Origin of the sequence: Agrobacterium sp. AGB01 (genome assembly GCF_014851585.1) — a bacterium.
GTDB lineage: Bacteria > Pseudomonadota > Alphaproteobacteria > Rhizobiales > Rhizobiaceae > Agrobacterium.
In genome coordinates this window covers 260,131-273,047 of the sequence record NZ_JACVAB010000006.1, presented here as the reverse complement: position 1 = coordinate 273,047, position 12,917 = coordinate 260,131, and the positions used below count along the sequence as shown (strand labels likewise).

Sequence of the window (12,917 nt, the reverse complement as noted above, 5' to 3'; positions counted from 1 at the left end):
TTTCCGTCATCGTTAAACAGCAAGTAAAGACAATGACGACAGCCGAAATTCTCAACAGCATCATGTCCACTGGTCCGCATCTCCAGCCGGGACATGTCTGGCTGGCCGGTGCCGGTCCCGGCGACCCGCGTTATCTGACGCTGGAAGTGGCTGCGGCTTTGGGACAGGCTGACATTATCGTGCGCGACGCGCTGGTAAGCGACATGGTTCTCAAGCTTGCGCCACAGGCGGAGATTGTTTTTGCAGGCAAGCGTGGGGGAAAACCCTCTGCTGTGCAGGACGATATTACTGCATCGCTAATTGATTTCGCCCGTCAGGGTAAAAGAGTTTTACGTCTGAAGGGTGGCGATCCCTTTGTTTTCGGTCGTGGTGGCGAAGAAGCGGAAGCTCTGGTGGATGCAGGCATTCCGTTTCGGGTGCTTCCTGGTATGACCTCGTCACTGACGGCTTTGGCGTCAGCCTCCATTCCTGTCACCATGCGTGGGATCAGCCGGGCCATCACACTTGCAACCGGGCATGCGGCCGGTACTGACGATGACGTCGACTGGCTAGCATTGGCTAAAACCAATGAGCCTGTTGTGGTTTACATGGGGCTGAAAAACATCGACAAGATCGTTTCCATGCTGATGCAGGGCGGGCGTCCGCCTGAAACGCCGGTTGCGGTCATCATGTCCGCAACCACGCCACAGGAGCGGATTTTCACCAGTCGTCTGCAGACGATTGCTGCAGATGCCGAGCGCGAACAGTTTGAAGCGCCTGCGCTGATTGTGATCGGTGACATCGTCTCGATGCGGTCTCGCCTTGGAGTGAAAGAATGACTGCACGCGCACTCATCATCGGCGCACCCCGTTCCGGGTCTGGCAAGACCAGCGTGACAATTGGCCTGCTCCGCGCTTTCGCACGCCGCGGCGTGAAGGTCCGTGGCGTGAAGACTGGTCCGGATTATATTGATCCCGGCTTTCATGCGGTTGCGACGGGGACGCCGGGTCTTAATCTGGATAGCTGGGCCATGCAGCCGGACCTGTTGCAGCACCTGTTTGCCGAGCAGGCTGACGGTGCGGAGCTGCTGCTGATTGAAAGCGCCATGGGTCTATTTGACGGTATTCCGGTTGCCGAAAATCGCACTGGATGCGCTGCCGATCTGGCGCGGCTTTTCGGCATTCCGGTTCTGCTGGTGCTGGATGTCTCTGGCCAATCGCAAACCGCGGCAGCGGTTGCCTATGGTTTTGCCCATTATGATCCTGACGTCAAAATGTCTGCTGTTGTGCTGAACCGGGCAGGCAGCGAGAGACACCGCACGCTGTGCACCGATGCCATTGAAAAAATCGGCTTGCCTGTCGCTGGGTGCGTGATGCGCGATCCGTCGCTGGTTTTGCCGGAACGACATCTGGGATTGGTACAGGCCAGTGAGCATCCCGAAATTGATGCCCATATCGAGGCCCTGGCCGATGCGATGGAAAAGTCGCTTGATCTCGATGCGCTGATGGCACTCGCAGCACCCGTCAGTCTTGATAGTGGTTCACGTGACACCGCGATTGCGCCGCCGGGCCAACGTATCGCTCTGGCGCAGGATGCTGCTTTTACCTTCCTCTATCCGCATCTCGACAAACATTGGCGGGCGGTAGGTGCCGAAATCATTCCGTTTTCGCCGCTGGCCGATGAGGCGCCGCGGGATGATTGTGACGTCTGCTGGTTGCCGGGTGGATATCCGGAACTGCATGCCGCAACGCTCGGTACTGCTGCAAATTTTAAAGCAGGTCTGTCACGTTTTGCTGAAAGCAAACCGGTTCATGGCGAGTGCGGTGGTTACATGGTTCTGGGAGAGGCGCTGGAAGACGCGCAGGGTATTACCCATGCCATGACGGGCCTGCTGTCGCACGCGACCAGTTTTGCAAAGCGCAAAATGAACCTCGGGTACCGGCAGGCAACCATTGCCGTCGACGGCCCAGTTGGTTCTGCCGGTGACGTCTTGCGCGGGCACGAGTTCCATTATGCGCGGGTGACGGAACCCGGTCATGATGCGCCATTTGCCGAGATTGCTGATGGCCAGGGACGACCGCTTGGTCCTTCCGGCGGACGGCGCGGTCATGTTACCGGTACGTTTTTTCACGCCATTGCCAAAGGCTGAAAGTTTGCGGCCCAAGATTTAATCCTTGCGACTTTTGGCTGAATAGCCTCCCTTATCGGTCTGTCATAAGGTTGATTTGGTGATTGGGGGAGGAGCAATGCCGTCAGTTCTTGAAGAGTTGCAGGAACGCCGTGCCGAGGCGCGTCTTGGTGGCGGGCAGAAGCGTATCGATGCGCAACATGCCAAAGGCAAGCTGACAGCACGCGAGCGCATTGATGTGCTGCTCGATGAGGGCTCTTTCGAAGAATACGACATGTATGTCACCCACCGTGCGGTGGATTTTGGCATGGAAAGCCAGAAGATTGCCGGGGATGGCGTTGTAACCGGATGGGGAACGATCAACGGACGCCAAGTCTATGTGTTTGCGCAGGATTTTACCGTTCTGGGCGGGTCTCTTTCTGAAACTCATGCGCAAAAAATCTGCAAGATCATGGATATGGCGGTGCGCAATGGTGCACCGATCATTGGCCTCAACGATAGTGGCGGGGCGCGTATTCAGGAAGGCGTTGCCTCACTTGGTGGTTATGCGGAAGTCTTCAAGCGCAACGTCATTGCGTCGGGCGTCGTGCCGCAGATCTCGGTCATCATGGGGCCTTGTGCCGGCGGTGCAGTCTATTCGCCTGCCATGACAGATTTCATTTTCATGGTTCGTGACACCTCCTACATGTTCGTGACCGGGCCGGATGTGGTGAAAACCGTCACCAATGAAATTGTCACGGCTGAGGAACTGGGCGGAGCCGGAACCCATACAAAAAAGTCTTCCGTTGCTGATGGAGCCTATGAAAACGACATCGAGACCTTGGAACAGGTGCGGCTGTTGTTCGACTTTCTGCCGGCCAACAATCGCGAGAAAGCGCCGGTAAGACCGTATTTCGATGATCCTGCACGGCTTGAAATGCGGCTTGATACGCTGGTGCCAGACAATTCGGCCAAACCTTACGATATGAAGGAACTGATCCACGCATTGGCAGATGAAGGGGATTTTTTCGAACTTCAGGAAGCCTTTGCCAAAAACATCATCACTGGTTTTATCAGGCTGGAGGGGCAGACTGTGGGGGTCGTTGCCAACCAACCGATGGTGCTGGCGGGCTGCCTTGATATTGATTCCTCGCGTAAGGCTGCACGTTTCGTGCGGTTCTGTGATGCATTTAACATTCCACTGCTGACGCTGGTTGATGTCCCCGGTTTTCTTCCCGGTACGGCCCAGGAATATGGCGGTGTCATCAAGCATGGTGCAAAACTGCTTTATGCCTATTCCGAGGCAACGGTGCCAATGGTGACGCTGATTACCCGCAAGGCCTATGGTGGTGCTTATGACGTGATGGCATCAAAACATATCGGTGCCGATATCAATTACGCCTGGCCAACCGCTGAAATTGCGGTGATGGGCGCCAAGGGGGCCACCGAAATTCTCTATCGCTCTGAATTGGCTGATCCCGAAAAAATTGCAGCGCGAACGAAAGAATATGAAGAGCGTTTCGCCAATCCGTTTGTGGCGGCGGAGCGCGGTTTCATTGACGAGGTTATCATGCCGCATTCCTCTCGCCGTCGCATTGCCCGGGCTTTTGCGTCACTGCGTGGCAAGCAGGTGGACGTACGGTGGAAAAAACACGATACAATTCCGTTATAGGGGAAGAAATGCTTTGGAGGCCTTACTATATTGCTTCCGGGTCATTCCGGTTTTCCGGATGCGCCAATTCAGGAACAAGGACACATTTTGATGACCGAGAGATCTCCCGCGAATAACTTCCCCGCTGGTTATGAAGCCCCGAAAGTCTGGGAATGGGAAACGGGCAATGGTGGCCAGTTTGCCAGTATCAACCGCCCAACCGCAGGCGCGCAGAAACAGAAAGAATTGCCGGTCGGCAAACATCCGTTGCAGCTTTATTCCCTGGCGACACCCAATGGTCAGAAGGTCGGCATCATGCTGGAAGAGTTGCTCGCGGCAGGCCATACCGGTGCTGAATATGATGCTTGGTTGATCAAGATCGGTGAAGGCGAGCAGTTCGGTTCGGGGTTTGTCGAGGTTAATCCAAACTCCAAAATTCCGGCCCTGATGGATCATTCGACACCGGAACCAACCCGCGTTTTCGAATCCGGTTCGATCCTGGTCTACCTTGCTGAAAAGTTTGGCGCCTTCCTGCCAAAGGATCTGAAAGCCCGCACGGAAACCATGAACTGGCTGTTCTGGCAGATGGGTTCTGCACCATTTGTTGGTGGTGGCTTTGGCCATTTTTATGCTTATGCCCCGATCCATATCAAATATGCCATCGACCGTTATGCTATGGAAACCAAGCGCCAGATGGATGTTCTCGATCAGCATCTGGCCAACAACACATTTGTCGCTGGCGATGAGTACACTATCGCGGACATGGCGATCTGGCCGTGGTATGGCAAGCTGGCTCTTGACCAGTCCTATCCCAATGCTGGAACCTTCCTCGACACCGGCATCTACAAAAACGTCAAACGCTGGGCTGACGAGATTGCCGCGCGTCCAGCGGTAAAACGGGGTTGCATGGTCAACAAGACGTCCGGCGACCCATCTGAACAATTGCATGAGCGCCATGATGCCTCTGACTTCGATACGAAGACACAGGACAAAATTGGCCAGAATTCGTCTGCAAAGGCGTAAGGAGACTACCCATGGCAAACCTGCCCGACATGACAAAACACCGAGGTTTCCCATCCGGCATGCCGGGCACTGGCGTTCAATTCACGATACGCCGCGCCAATCCGAAAGGGGTAACGCCAATCAAGGCGTTACCACGTCGGGCTCGTCCCGATACGAAGGAACACCGTATCGATGCGGCCTTCCTGCATGCTCTCTGGCATCACTTTGGCTCAGAGCCATTCGAACGCGGCAATCTTGATGCGGCACGCATCAATTTGCTCTTCGGGCGTGAGGTTATTGCTGGCGAAAAGAATTTTGATCCGTTGTCCTACGAGGCATTGCTGCAGATCAATGAGAAGGTGGCGCGCCTGAGCTTCCCGGAATCCTTCGACGATGTATTTGAGGTTTGAGCCTGCATGCGTTTGCCAGGACGGAATAGACGCTCGATGTCAACAAACACCGGGCATCAATTTTATCAGGCAAACAATGGTGTCTGGCTGATTGAAGTAGTTCCTGCCGCGTATTTTACCTTGATTGATTGAGCGTTATGCCGTTGGGAGGCGGTGATAGATGATATCCAAAATCCTCATTGCCAATCGTGGTGAAATTGCCTGCCGCGTTATTCGCACGGCAAAGAGGATGGGGATTGCCACTGTCGCAGTTTACTCAGATGCAGATGCCAATGCACTGCATGTAAAGCTGGCCGATGAGGCGGTGCATATTGGCCCTGCCCCATCAAACCAGTCTTATATCGTTATCGACAAAATTCTTGAGGCAATTCAAAAAACCGGTGCCGATGCAGTGCATCCCGGTTACGGATTTTTGTCTGAAAATGCTGCTTTTGCCCAGGCTTTGGAAAAAGCGGGCGTGGTTTTCATTGGCCCACCGGTTGGTGCCATTGAGGCGATGGGCGACAAGATCACCTCCAAGAAGCTCGCGGCTAAGGCAGGGGTTTCCACCGTGCCCGGGCATATGGATCTGATCGCCGATGCCGATGAAGCGGTCAGGATTGCTACGCAAATCAGCTATCCTGTGATGATCAAGGCCTCTGCCGGTGGCGGTGGCAAGGGCATGCGTATTGCCTGGAATGATCAGGAGACCCGAGAAGGATTTCAGTCGTCAAAAAACGAGGCGAAATCTTCCTTTGGTGACGACCGCATCTTTATCGAAAAATTCGTGACAGAGCCGCGTCATATTGAAATCCAGGTGCTTGGCGACCAGTATGGCAATCTGATTTATCTTGGCGAGCGCGAATGTTCGATACAGCGCCGCAACCAGAAGGTCATTGAAGAGGCTCCCTCGCCTTTTCTGGATGCGGCAACACGCAAGGCCATGGGTGAACAGGCGGTCGCACTGGCCCAAGCCGTTGGTTATTTCTCTGCCGGAACGGTCGAATTCATCGTTGATGGACAACGAAATTTCTATTTCCTTGAAATGAACACCCGACTGCAGGTTGAACATCCGGTCACCGAGTTGATCACCGGTATTGATCTGGTCGAGCAGATGATCCGCGTCGCGGCGGGCGAAAAACTCACTTTTGGGCAGGATGATGTCGTTCTTAACGGGTGGGCGATTGAAAGCCGACTTTACGCTGAAGACCCCTATCGTAACTTTCTGCCGTCCATCGGCAGGCTTTCCCGCTACCGGCCACCAGCTGAAGGGCAGCAGGAAACCGGTGTGATTGTACGCAACGACACCGGCGTGTTCGAAGGCGGCGAAATATCCATGTATTACGATCCGATGATTGCAAAGCTCTGCACGTGGGCGCCGGATCGTATAAGCGCCATTGATGCGATGGCTGAAGCGCTGGACAGGTTTGAGGTGGACGGCATCGGTCACAATCTGCCGTTCCTGTCAGCGGTCATGCAGAAACCACGTTTTCGCGATGGAAATCTGACGACAGGCTTTATCGTTGAGGAATTTCCTGACGGTTTTGTCGGCGTTGAGCCGGATTCCGAAGGTTTAAACAGGTTGGTGGCGATTGCGGCCATCATTCACAAGCGTTTGCAAAATCGCGCGACAGCAATTTCCGGATCTCTTGGCGGTCATCACAAAGTCCTTCGTCCAGATTGGGTTGTTTCCCTTGCTGGGCAGGAAAGACACATCGTCCTGTCAGCAAACGATGACGGCGATGTCGTACAGATCGACATGCAGCAAAATCTACATGTTACCACCGACTGGTTGCCGGGTAGAACTCTCGGCGCCTTTACCATTGATGGCGACGTTCTTTTTGCCAAGGTGGATATTGCTGGCACAGGCATTCGTTTGCGCTGGCGGGGAATCGATGTGCTTGCGAATGTTCGCTCGCCGCGTATCGCTGAACTTGCCCGGTTGATGCCGGTCAAGGTGCCACCTGACACCTCGAAAATGCTGCTATGCCCAATGCCAGGTATCATTACCTCCGTTCTGGTGGCCGTGGGGGATGATGTGGAGGCCGGACAGGCACTCGCGACCGTTGAAGCCATGAAGATGGAAAATGTGCTGCGGGCTGAAAAACGCGGGCGCATTTCAAGTGTTGCTGCAAAAACCGGTCAAAGCCTGAGTGTTGACGAAATCATACTGGAATTTGAATGAGGACTTCGCGGCTGGAACCCAATCCGGTCAGCGTGGTTACCTATGGATGAATGACGGTAAAGGGAGAGATTGATGCCGGTGGACAAGACAGTGAAGGACTGGGAAGCGCTTGCCGAGAAGGAAGTGAAGGCTCCCGCAGAGACACTCGTCTGGCACACACCCGAAGGCATCGATATCAAGCCGCTTTACACCGCGCAGGACATTGAGGGTATCGATCACCTCGATACCTTGCCTGGATTCAAACCGTTTGTGCGTGGACCTCGTGCGACCATGTATGCCGGTCGTCCCTGGACGATCCGCCAATATGCTGGTTTCTCTACAGCGGAAGAATCCAACGCATTTTACAAGCGTAATCTTGCCGCTGGCCAAAAGGGCCTGTCAGTTGCCTTCGATCTGGCAACCCATCGTGGTTATGACAGCGATCATCCGCGTGTGGAGGGTGATGTCGGCAAGGCCGGTGTTGCTATCGACAGTGTCGAGGACATGAAGATCCTGTTTGACGGCATTCCGCTCAAAGACATGTCGGTTTCCATGACCATGAATGGTGCCGTCATTCCCATTCTCGCCAACTTCATCGTTGCGGGGGAGGAGCAGGGCTGTACGCGCGCCGAACTGTCCGGCACCATCCAGAATGACATTCTCAAAGAATTCATGGTGCGCAACACCTATATCTACCCGCCAGAACCGTCGATGCGCATCATTGCCGATATTATCGAATATACCGCGAAAGAGATGCCGCGCTTCAACTCGATATCGATATCCGGCTACCATATGCAAGAGGCTGGTGCGACGCTGGTGCAGGAACTGGCGTTCACTTTGGCCGATGGCCGACAATATGTACGCGCCGCCATCGCCAAAGGTCTTAATGTGGATGCCTTTGCCGGTCGGCTGTCGTTCTTTTTTGCCATTGGCATGAATTTTTTCATGGAGGCTGCCAAACTGCGCGCTGCGCGTCTTTTGTGGTCTCGCATCATGGAGGAATTCGAGCCGAAGAAGCCGTCTTCCCTCATGCTGCGCACCCATTGCCAAACGTCGGGTGTGTCGCTGCAGGAGCAGGACCCATACAACAATGTCATCCGCACCGCCTATGAAGCGCTGTCGGCAGCGCTCGGCGGTACGCAGTCCTTGCACACCAATGCACTGGATGAAGCAATAGCCCTACCGACCGATTTTTCGGCGCGTATTGCCCGCAATACCCAGCTTATTTTGCAGCATGAAACCGGCGTGACGAAGGTCGTCGACCCACTGGCTGGTTCCTATTACGTGGAAAGTCTGACCCATGAGCTGGCAGAGAAAGCCTGGCAGCTTATCCAGGACGTAGAGGGGTTGGGCGGCATGACCAAGGCCGTGTCGGATGGTCTGCCAAAACGGCTTATCGAAGAGGCGGCGACGCGCCGGCAGGCTGCGGTTGATCGCGGAGAAGAGGTGATTGTCGGGGTCAATCGGTTCCGTCTGGAAAACGAAGAACCTATCGACATTCTGGAAATCGATAATAGTGCAGTCCGAGCAGCGCAGATCAAACGTTTGGAGAAGCTGCGCCAGCAGCGTGATCCGAAAACACTGGAGCAGACACTCGCCCGACTGTCCGACGTGGCAAAGTCGGGACAGGGCAACCTGCTGGAAGCGGCTGTTGAAGCGGCGCGTGCGCGTGCAACGGTTGGTGAAATTTCAGATGCCATGCGTGTGGTATTTGGCGATCACTCCGCCGTGCCAGATGTTGTCGATAATGTCTATGGCGCAGCCTATGGTGACGATCCCGAGTTTTCGACGCTGAAGGGGCGATTGGCCGAACTTGCCGGTGTGTTGAAAGTCCAACCGAAAATCATGGTCGCAAAACTTGGACAGGACGGGCACGACCGCGGTGCCAAGGTCATTGCCTCGGCCTTTGGCGATGTTGGCTTCAAGGTCGTTGCCGGGCCCCTGTTTCAGACGCCTGAGGAGGCGGCGATCCTGGCTGTTGAGAGCAAAGTCCACGTGGTCGGTATGTCGTCGCTTGCGGCGGGTCACAAGACGCTGGCTCCACAGCTGGTTCAGGCGCTGAAGGCCAAGGGTGCAGAAGATGTGATTGTGGTGGTTGGCGGTGTTATTCCGCGTCAGGATTATCAGTATCTGCTTGATAATGGCGTAGCTGCAGTGTTTGGTCCTGGCACCCATGTGCTTGAAGCAGCACGCGCGGTTGTGGACCTGATGCAAGGACGCCTTCGCAACACCTGATGGCTGCTGCCAGTTACGGCCACGGCAAAGTGGAAGCAAAAAAGAAAGTTTCTGGCGTTTGAATGGGCTGAGGTGATATAGGTCAACAATAATGCGGCATTAGGCCGGTATTGAAAGACCATGTTTAAGATCACCTTCCGTCTTGTCATAACCAGCGTGGCTTTGTTCGCTTCCGCGAATGGTGCTCTGTGGTTTTCAACTGCCCATAGTGGCGAGGATTACGCGACGATAGAGAAACTGGGCGAAGCGTTATTCAACGACCCCAATCTTTCCCATAACCGCAGCCAAGCCTGTTCCACCTGCCACATGCAGGGTTTTGGTTTGGTGGATGTGCGGGAGAACGACAGTGCTGGCCAAGCCGTATCGCTTGGCGACAATGGCAGTTCGCTTGGTGATCGCAACGCACCAACCGCGTCTTACGCAAAGCTCTCTCCCCCGTTCAGCAAAAATGAAGCGGGCGAATATGTTGGAGGCCAGTTCTGGGATGGTCGCGCCTCGCGCCTTGAGGATCAGGCCGCAGGTCCGCCCTTAAACCCGGTGGAAATGGGCATGCCCGATAAGGCCACAGTGGTTCGACGTCTCAAGGAAAATCCGGATTATGTTGCAGCCTTCGGCACGCAATTTGGATCCAAAGTATTTGATAATCCTGATGATGCCTATGATGCGATGACAAAGGCATTGGCGGCGTTTGAACGCACCGACGAATTTGCTCCCTTCGATTCCAAATATGATCGGTATCTGCGCGGTGAAGAAAAACTGACGGATCAGGAAGAACTGGGCCGGGTGCTGTTTTTCTCCAAACAGTTCACCAACTGCAATCTCTGCCATGAGGTCAACGGACCGAACGGTATTGAAAAAGGGCTGTTCACCAACCACAAATATTTCAATATCGGCGTGCCCGAGAATACGGCGGTGCGCAAAGCCAATGGCTCAAAAGTGGGTACAGTCGACACGGGTCTGGCGCAGAACCCGGCGGTGACCGATGCCGATGCTCAGCGCGGCAAGTTCAAGGTACCGACACTGCGCAACGTCGCCGTGACCGGGCCCTACATGCACAATGGCGTGTTCAAGGATTTGCGCACCGTTGTGCTGTTTTACGTGAAGTACAATAGCAAGAAAAAAAGCCGTCAGATCAATCCGGAAACCCGTGACGTCTGGGCTGCACCGGAAGTCCCTGAAAATATCGCCATGACCGAGCTGACGGCAGGGCCAGCGCTTGATGACAAGCGCGTCGATGCTTTGGTGGCGTTCATGAAAACGCTGACCGACAAGCAGTATGAGCATCTTCTGCCGAAAGATGCGGGCACTCAATAACAAACGGGCAGAGAAACAACGCTCCTCTGCCCCTCTTCTTTAAAGTTTTTGGGTTTGATCAGGCAGAGAGTGCCTTGAACTCGGCCAGAACCGCGTCACCCATTTCAGATGTGCCAACCTGACGGCAACCTTCATCCATGATGTCGGAGGTACGAATGCCCTTTTCCAGCACGTTGGCAATTGCTGTTTCCAGTCGGGTTGCCTCGTCGACCATGTTGAACGAATAACGCAGGCACATGGCGAAGGAGGCGATCATGGCGATCGGGTTGGCAATGCCTTGACCGGCGATATCCGGTGCCGAACCGTGAACCGGCTCATACATGGCCTTGCGTTTGCCTGTCTTGGCATCCGGTGCGCCGAGCGAAGCGGATGGCAGCATACCCAGCGAACCGGTCAGCATGGCCGCGACGTCGGACAGCATGTCGCCGAACAGGTTGTCGGTAACGATAACGTCAAACTGTTTTGGTTTACGCACCAGCTGCATGCCGCCGGCATCTGCCAGCATGTGCTCCAGCTGTACGTCCTTGTACTTTGCAGCGTGGGTTTCCGTCACAACCTGGTTCCACAACACGCCCGATTTCATGACGTTGCGCTTTTCCATCGAGCAAACGCGATTGCCACGGGTGCGGGCCAGTTCGAAGGCAACGCTGGCGATACGTTCAATCTCGAATGTGTCGTAGATCTGTGTGTCGATACCGCGCTTCTGGCCGTTACCCAAGTCGATGATCTGCTTCGGCTCGCCAAAGTAGACGCCACCGGTCAGTTCTCGAACGATGAGAATGTCGAGACCTTCAACCAGTTCCTGCTTCAGCGATGAAGCGGCAGCAAGTGCCGGGTAGCAGATGGCCGGACGCAGGTTGGCGAAAAGCTCGAGATCCTTGCGAAGGCGCAACAGGCCTGCTTCCGGACGCTGCTCGTACGGCACGCCATCCCACTTCGGACCACCAACGGCACCAAACAGAATAGCGTCTGCTGCCAGCGCCTTTTCCATGTCTGCATCGGAAATCGCCACACCATGGGCGTCATAGGCAGAACCGCCAACAAGACCTTCTTCGATCTTGAAGCCGGTGTTTAGGGCGCTGTTCATGTGGTCGATCAGCTTGCGGACTTCAGCCATGGCCTCAGGGCCGATGCCGTCGCCGGGCAGCAGAAACAGGGTGCGAACTGTCATGGGAACCTCTCCTTGGCGCATACCGGAAAACCGTAACCGGTTTTGCGATAACGGCATGCACAACGTGAAAACCTCAATCCCGCGTTACCGTGTTTCACGTGAGACGTGACGCGGTATGCGGGGGTCCAGGTTTCATATCCTTGGGATGAGGGCATTTCAAGGAAAGCAAAAGCCGATTTGGTACGGATTCTCGTTCCAAATCGGCTCTAAATAGTCAGGTAAAGCTGTTTACGCCCAGGGACGGACGGATGCGTTGGTTTTTTCAAACGTATCGATAGCTGAAGAATGTTCCAACGTCAGGCCAATGTCATCGAGACCGTTCAGCATACAATGGCGCTTGAAGGCATCGATTTCGAAGCTGATCGTGCCGCCGTCAGGACCACTGATCTGCTGGTTTTCGAGATCGACGCTGAGAACGGCGTTGGAGCCGCGCGATGCGTCGTCCAGCAGTTTTTCCAGATTTTCCGGGCTGACGATGATCGGCAGAATGCCGTTCTTGAAACAGTTGTTGTAGAAGATATCGGCAAAGCTGGTCGAGATGACACAACGGATGCCAAAGTCCAGAAGCGCCCATGGCGCATGCTCACGCGAAGAACCGCAACCGAAATTGTCGCCAGCCACAAGGATCTGTGCATTCTGGTAGGCTGGCTTGTTCAGCACGAAATCCGGGTTTGGTGAACCGTCTTCAAGGTAACGGGATTCCGCAAAAAGACCCTTGCCCAGACCGGTACGTTTGATGGTCTTGAGGTAATCCTTCGGAATAATCATGTCCGTATCGATATTAACGACCGGCATGGGGGCGGCAACACCCGTCAGCTTGGTGAACTTGTCCATCTATCGCTCCAGCTTGGCTGTATTCGCAAAGCAAAATCGGGCTTTGCGCATGATGATGTCGCCAATAAAGC

General features: G+C 54.7%; 10 protein-coding genes. 8 read left to right on the top strand and 2 right to left on the bottom strand.

Going from position 1 to position 12,917, the window contains the following annotated elements; translation table 11 throughout:
- The first annotated feature begins 32 nt into the window (after positions 1-32).
- The 8 genes from cobA (at position 33) to IB237_RS20380 (ending at position 10,841) form a co-directional block, all read left to right on the top strand.
- Positions 33-818: a uroporphyrinogen-III C-methyltransferase gene (gene cobA, locus IB237_RS20415; RefSeq protein ID WP_192490555.1), complete on the top strand. Its 786-nt coding sequence runs from the start codon at positions 33-35 to the stop codon at positions 816-818.
- A complete protein-coding gene (locus tag IB237_RS20410; protein WP_192490554.1) occupies positions 815-2,128 on the top strand; it encodes a cobyrinate a,c-diamide synthase in 1,314 nt (437 codons plus the stop codon). The genes cobA and IB237_RS20410 overlap by 4 nt, the downstream gene beginning before the upstream one ends.
- Positions 2,129-2,225: 97 nt before the next feature.
- The gene (locus tag IB237_RS20405; protein ID WP_192490553.1) at positions 2,226-3,758 is read left to right on the top strand and encodes an acyl-CoA carboxylase subunit beta; all 1,533 of its coding nucleotides are present in this window, start codon (positions 2,226-2,228) and stop codon (positions 3,756-3,758) included.
- 90 nt (positions 3,759-3,848) lie between these two features.
- Entirely contained in the window at positions 3,849-4,760 is a 912-nt protein-coding gene (gene yghU, locus IB237_RS20400) for a glutathione-dependent disulfide-bond oxidoreductase (RefSeq protein ID WP_192490552.1), read from the top strand.
- 11 nt (positions 4,761-4,771) lie between these two features.
- On the top strand, positions 4,772-5,149 hold the full coding sequence (locus IB237_RS20395) for a hypothetical protein (RefSeq protein ID WP_192490551.1): 378 nt from the start codon (positions 4,772-4,774) through the stop codon (positions 5,147-5,149).
- Between the two features lie 160 nt (positions 5,150-5,309).
- Positions 5,310-7,313 (top strand): acetyl/propionyl/methylcrotonyl-CoA carboxylase subunit alpha, encoded by a 2,004-nt coding sequence (locus IB237_RS20390; protein WP_192490550.1) that lies wholly within the window; start codon positions 5,310-5,312, stop codon positions 7,311-7,313.
- A gap of 72 nt (positions 7,314-7,385) precedes the next feature.
- A complete protein-coding gene (scpA, locus tag IB237_RS20385) occupies positions 7,386-9,527 on the top strand; it encodes a methylmalonyl-CoA mutase (protein WP_192490549.1) in 2,142 nt (713 codons plus the stop codon).
- Positions 9,528-9,647: 120 nt separating this feature from the next.
- Positions 9,648-10,841 (top strand): cytochrome-c peroxidase, encoded by a 1,194-nt coding sequence (locus IB237_RS20380; protein ID WP_192490548.1) that lies wholly within the window; start codon positions 9,648-9,650, stop codon positions 10,839-10,841.
- A gap of 58 nt (positions 10,842-10,899) precedes the next feature.
- On the opposite strand, the gene leuB is transcribed toward IB237_RS20380, so the two are convergent.
- The gene (gene leuB / locus IB237_RS20375) at positions 10,900-12,012 is read right to left on the bottom strand and encodes a 3-isopropylmalate dehydrogenase (RefSeq protein ID WP_192490547.1); all 1,113 of its coding nucleotides are present in this window, start codon (positions 12,010-12,012) and stop codon (positions 10,900-10,902) included.
- Between the two features lie 228 nt (positions 12,013-12,240).
- Positions 12,241-12,846, bottom strand: coding sequence for a 3-isopropylmalate dehydratase small subunit (leuD, locus tag IB237_RS20370; RefSeq protein ID WP_192490546.1), 606 nt, complete (start codon positions 12,844-12,846; stop codon positions 12,241-12,243).
- Between the last annotated feature and the right edge of the window lie 71 nt (positions 12,847-12,917).

What these genes read in the sequence shown, in the direction of transcription:
- cobA (WP_192490555.1), top strand. Translation starts at nt 33, where the DNA reads ATGACGACAGCCGAAATTCTCAACAGCATCATGTCCACTGGTCCGCAT.
- IB237_RS20405 (WP_192490553.1), top strand. Translation starts at nt 2,226, where the DNA reads ATGCCGTCAGTTCTTGAAGAGTTGCAGGAACGCCGTGCCGAGGCGCGT.
- IB237_RS20390 (WP_192490550.1), top strand. Translation starts at nt 5,310, where the DNA reads ATGATATCCAAAATCCTCATTGCCAATCGTGGTGAAATTGCCTGCCGC.
- IB237_RS20410 (WP_192490554.1), top strand. Translation starts at nt 815, where the DNA reads ATGACTGCACGCGCACTCATCATCGGCGCACCCCGTTCCGGGTCTGGC.
- IB237_RS20380 (WP_192490548.1), top strand. Translation starts at nt 9,648, where the DNA reads ATGTTTAAGATCACCTTCCGTCTTGTCATAACCAGCGTGGCTTTGTTC.
- leuD (WP_192490546.1), bottom strand. Translation starts at nt 12,846, where the DNA reads ATGGACAAGTTCACCAAGCTGACGGGTGTTGCCGCCCCCATGCCGGTC.
- IB237_RS20395 (WP_192490551.1), top strand. Translation starts at nt 4,772, where the DNA reads ATGGCAAACCTGCCCGACATGACAAAACACCGAGGTTTCCCATCCGGC.
- scpA (WP_192490549.1), top strand. Translation starts at nt 7,386, where the DNA reads ATGCCGGTGGACAAGACAGTGAAGGACTGGGAAGCGCTTGCCGAGAAG.
- yghU (WP_192490552.1), top strand. Translation starts at nt 3,849, where the DNA reads ATGACCGAGAGATCTCCCGCGAATAACTTCCCCGCTGGTTATGAAGCC.
- leuB (WP_192490547.1), bottom strand. Translation starts at nt 12,012, where the DNA reads ATGACAGTTCGCACCCTGTTTCTGCTGCCCGGCGACGGCATCGGCCCT.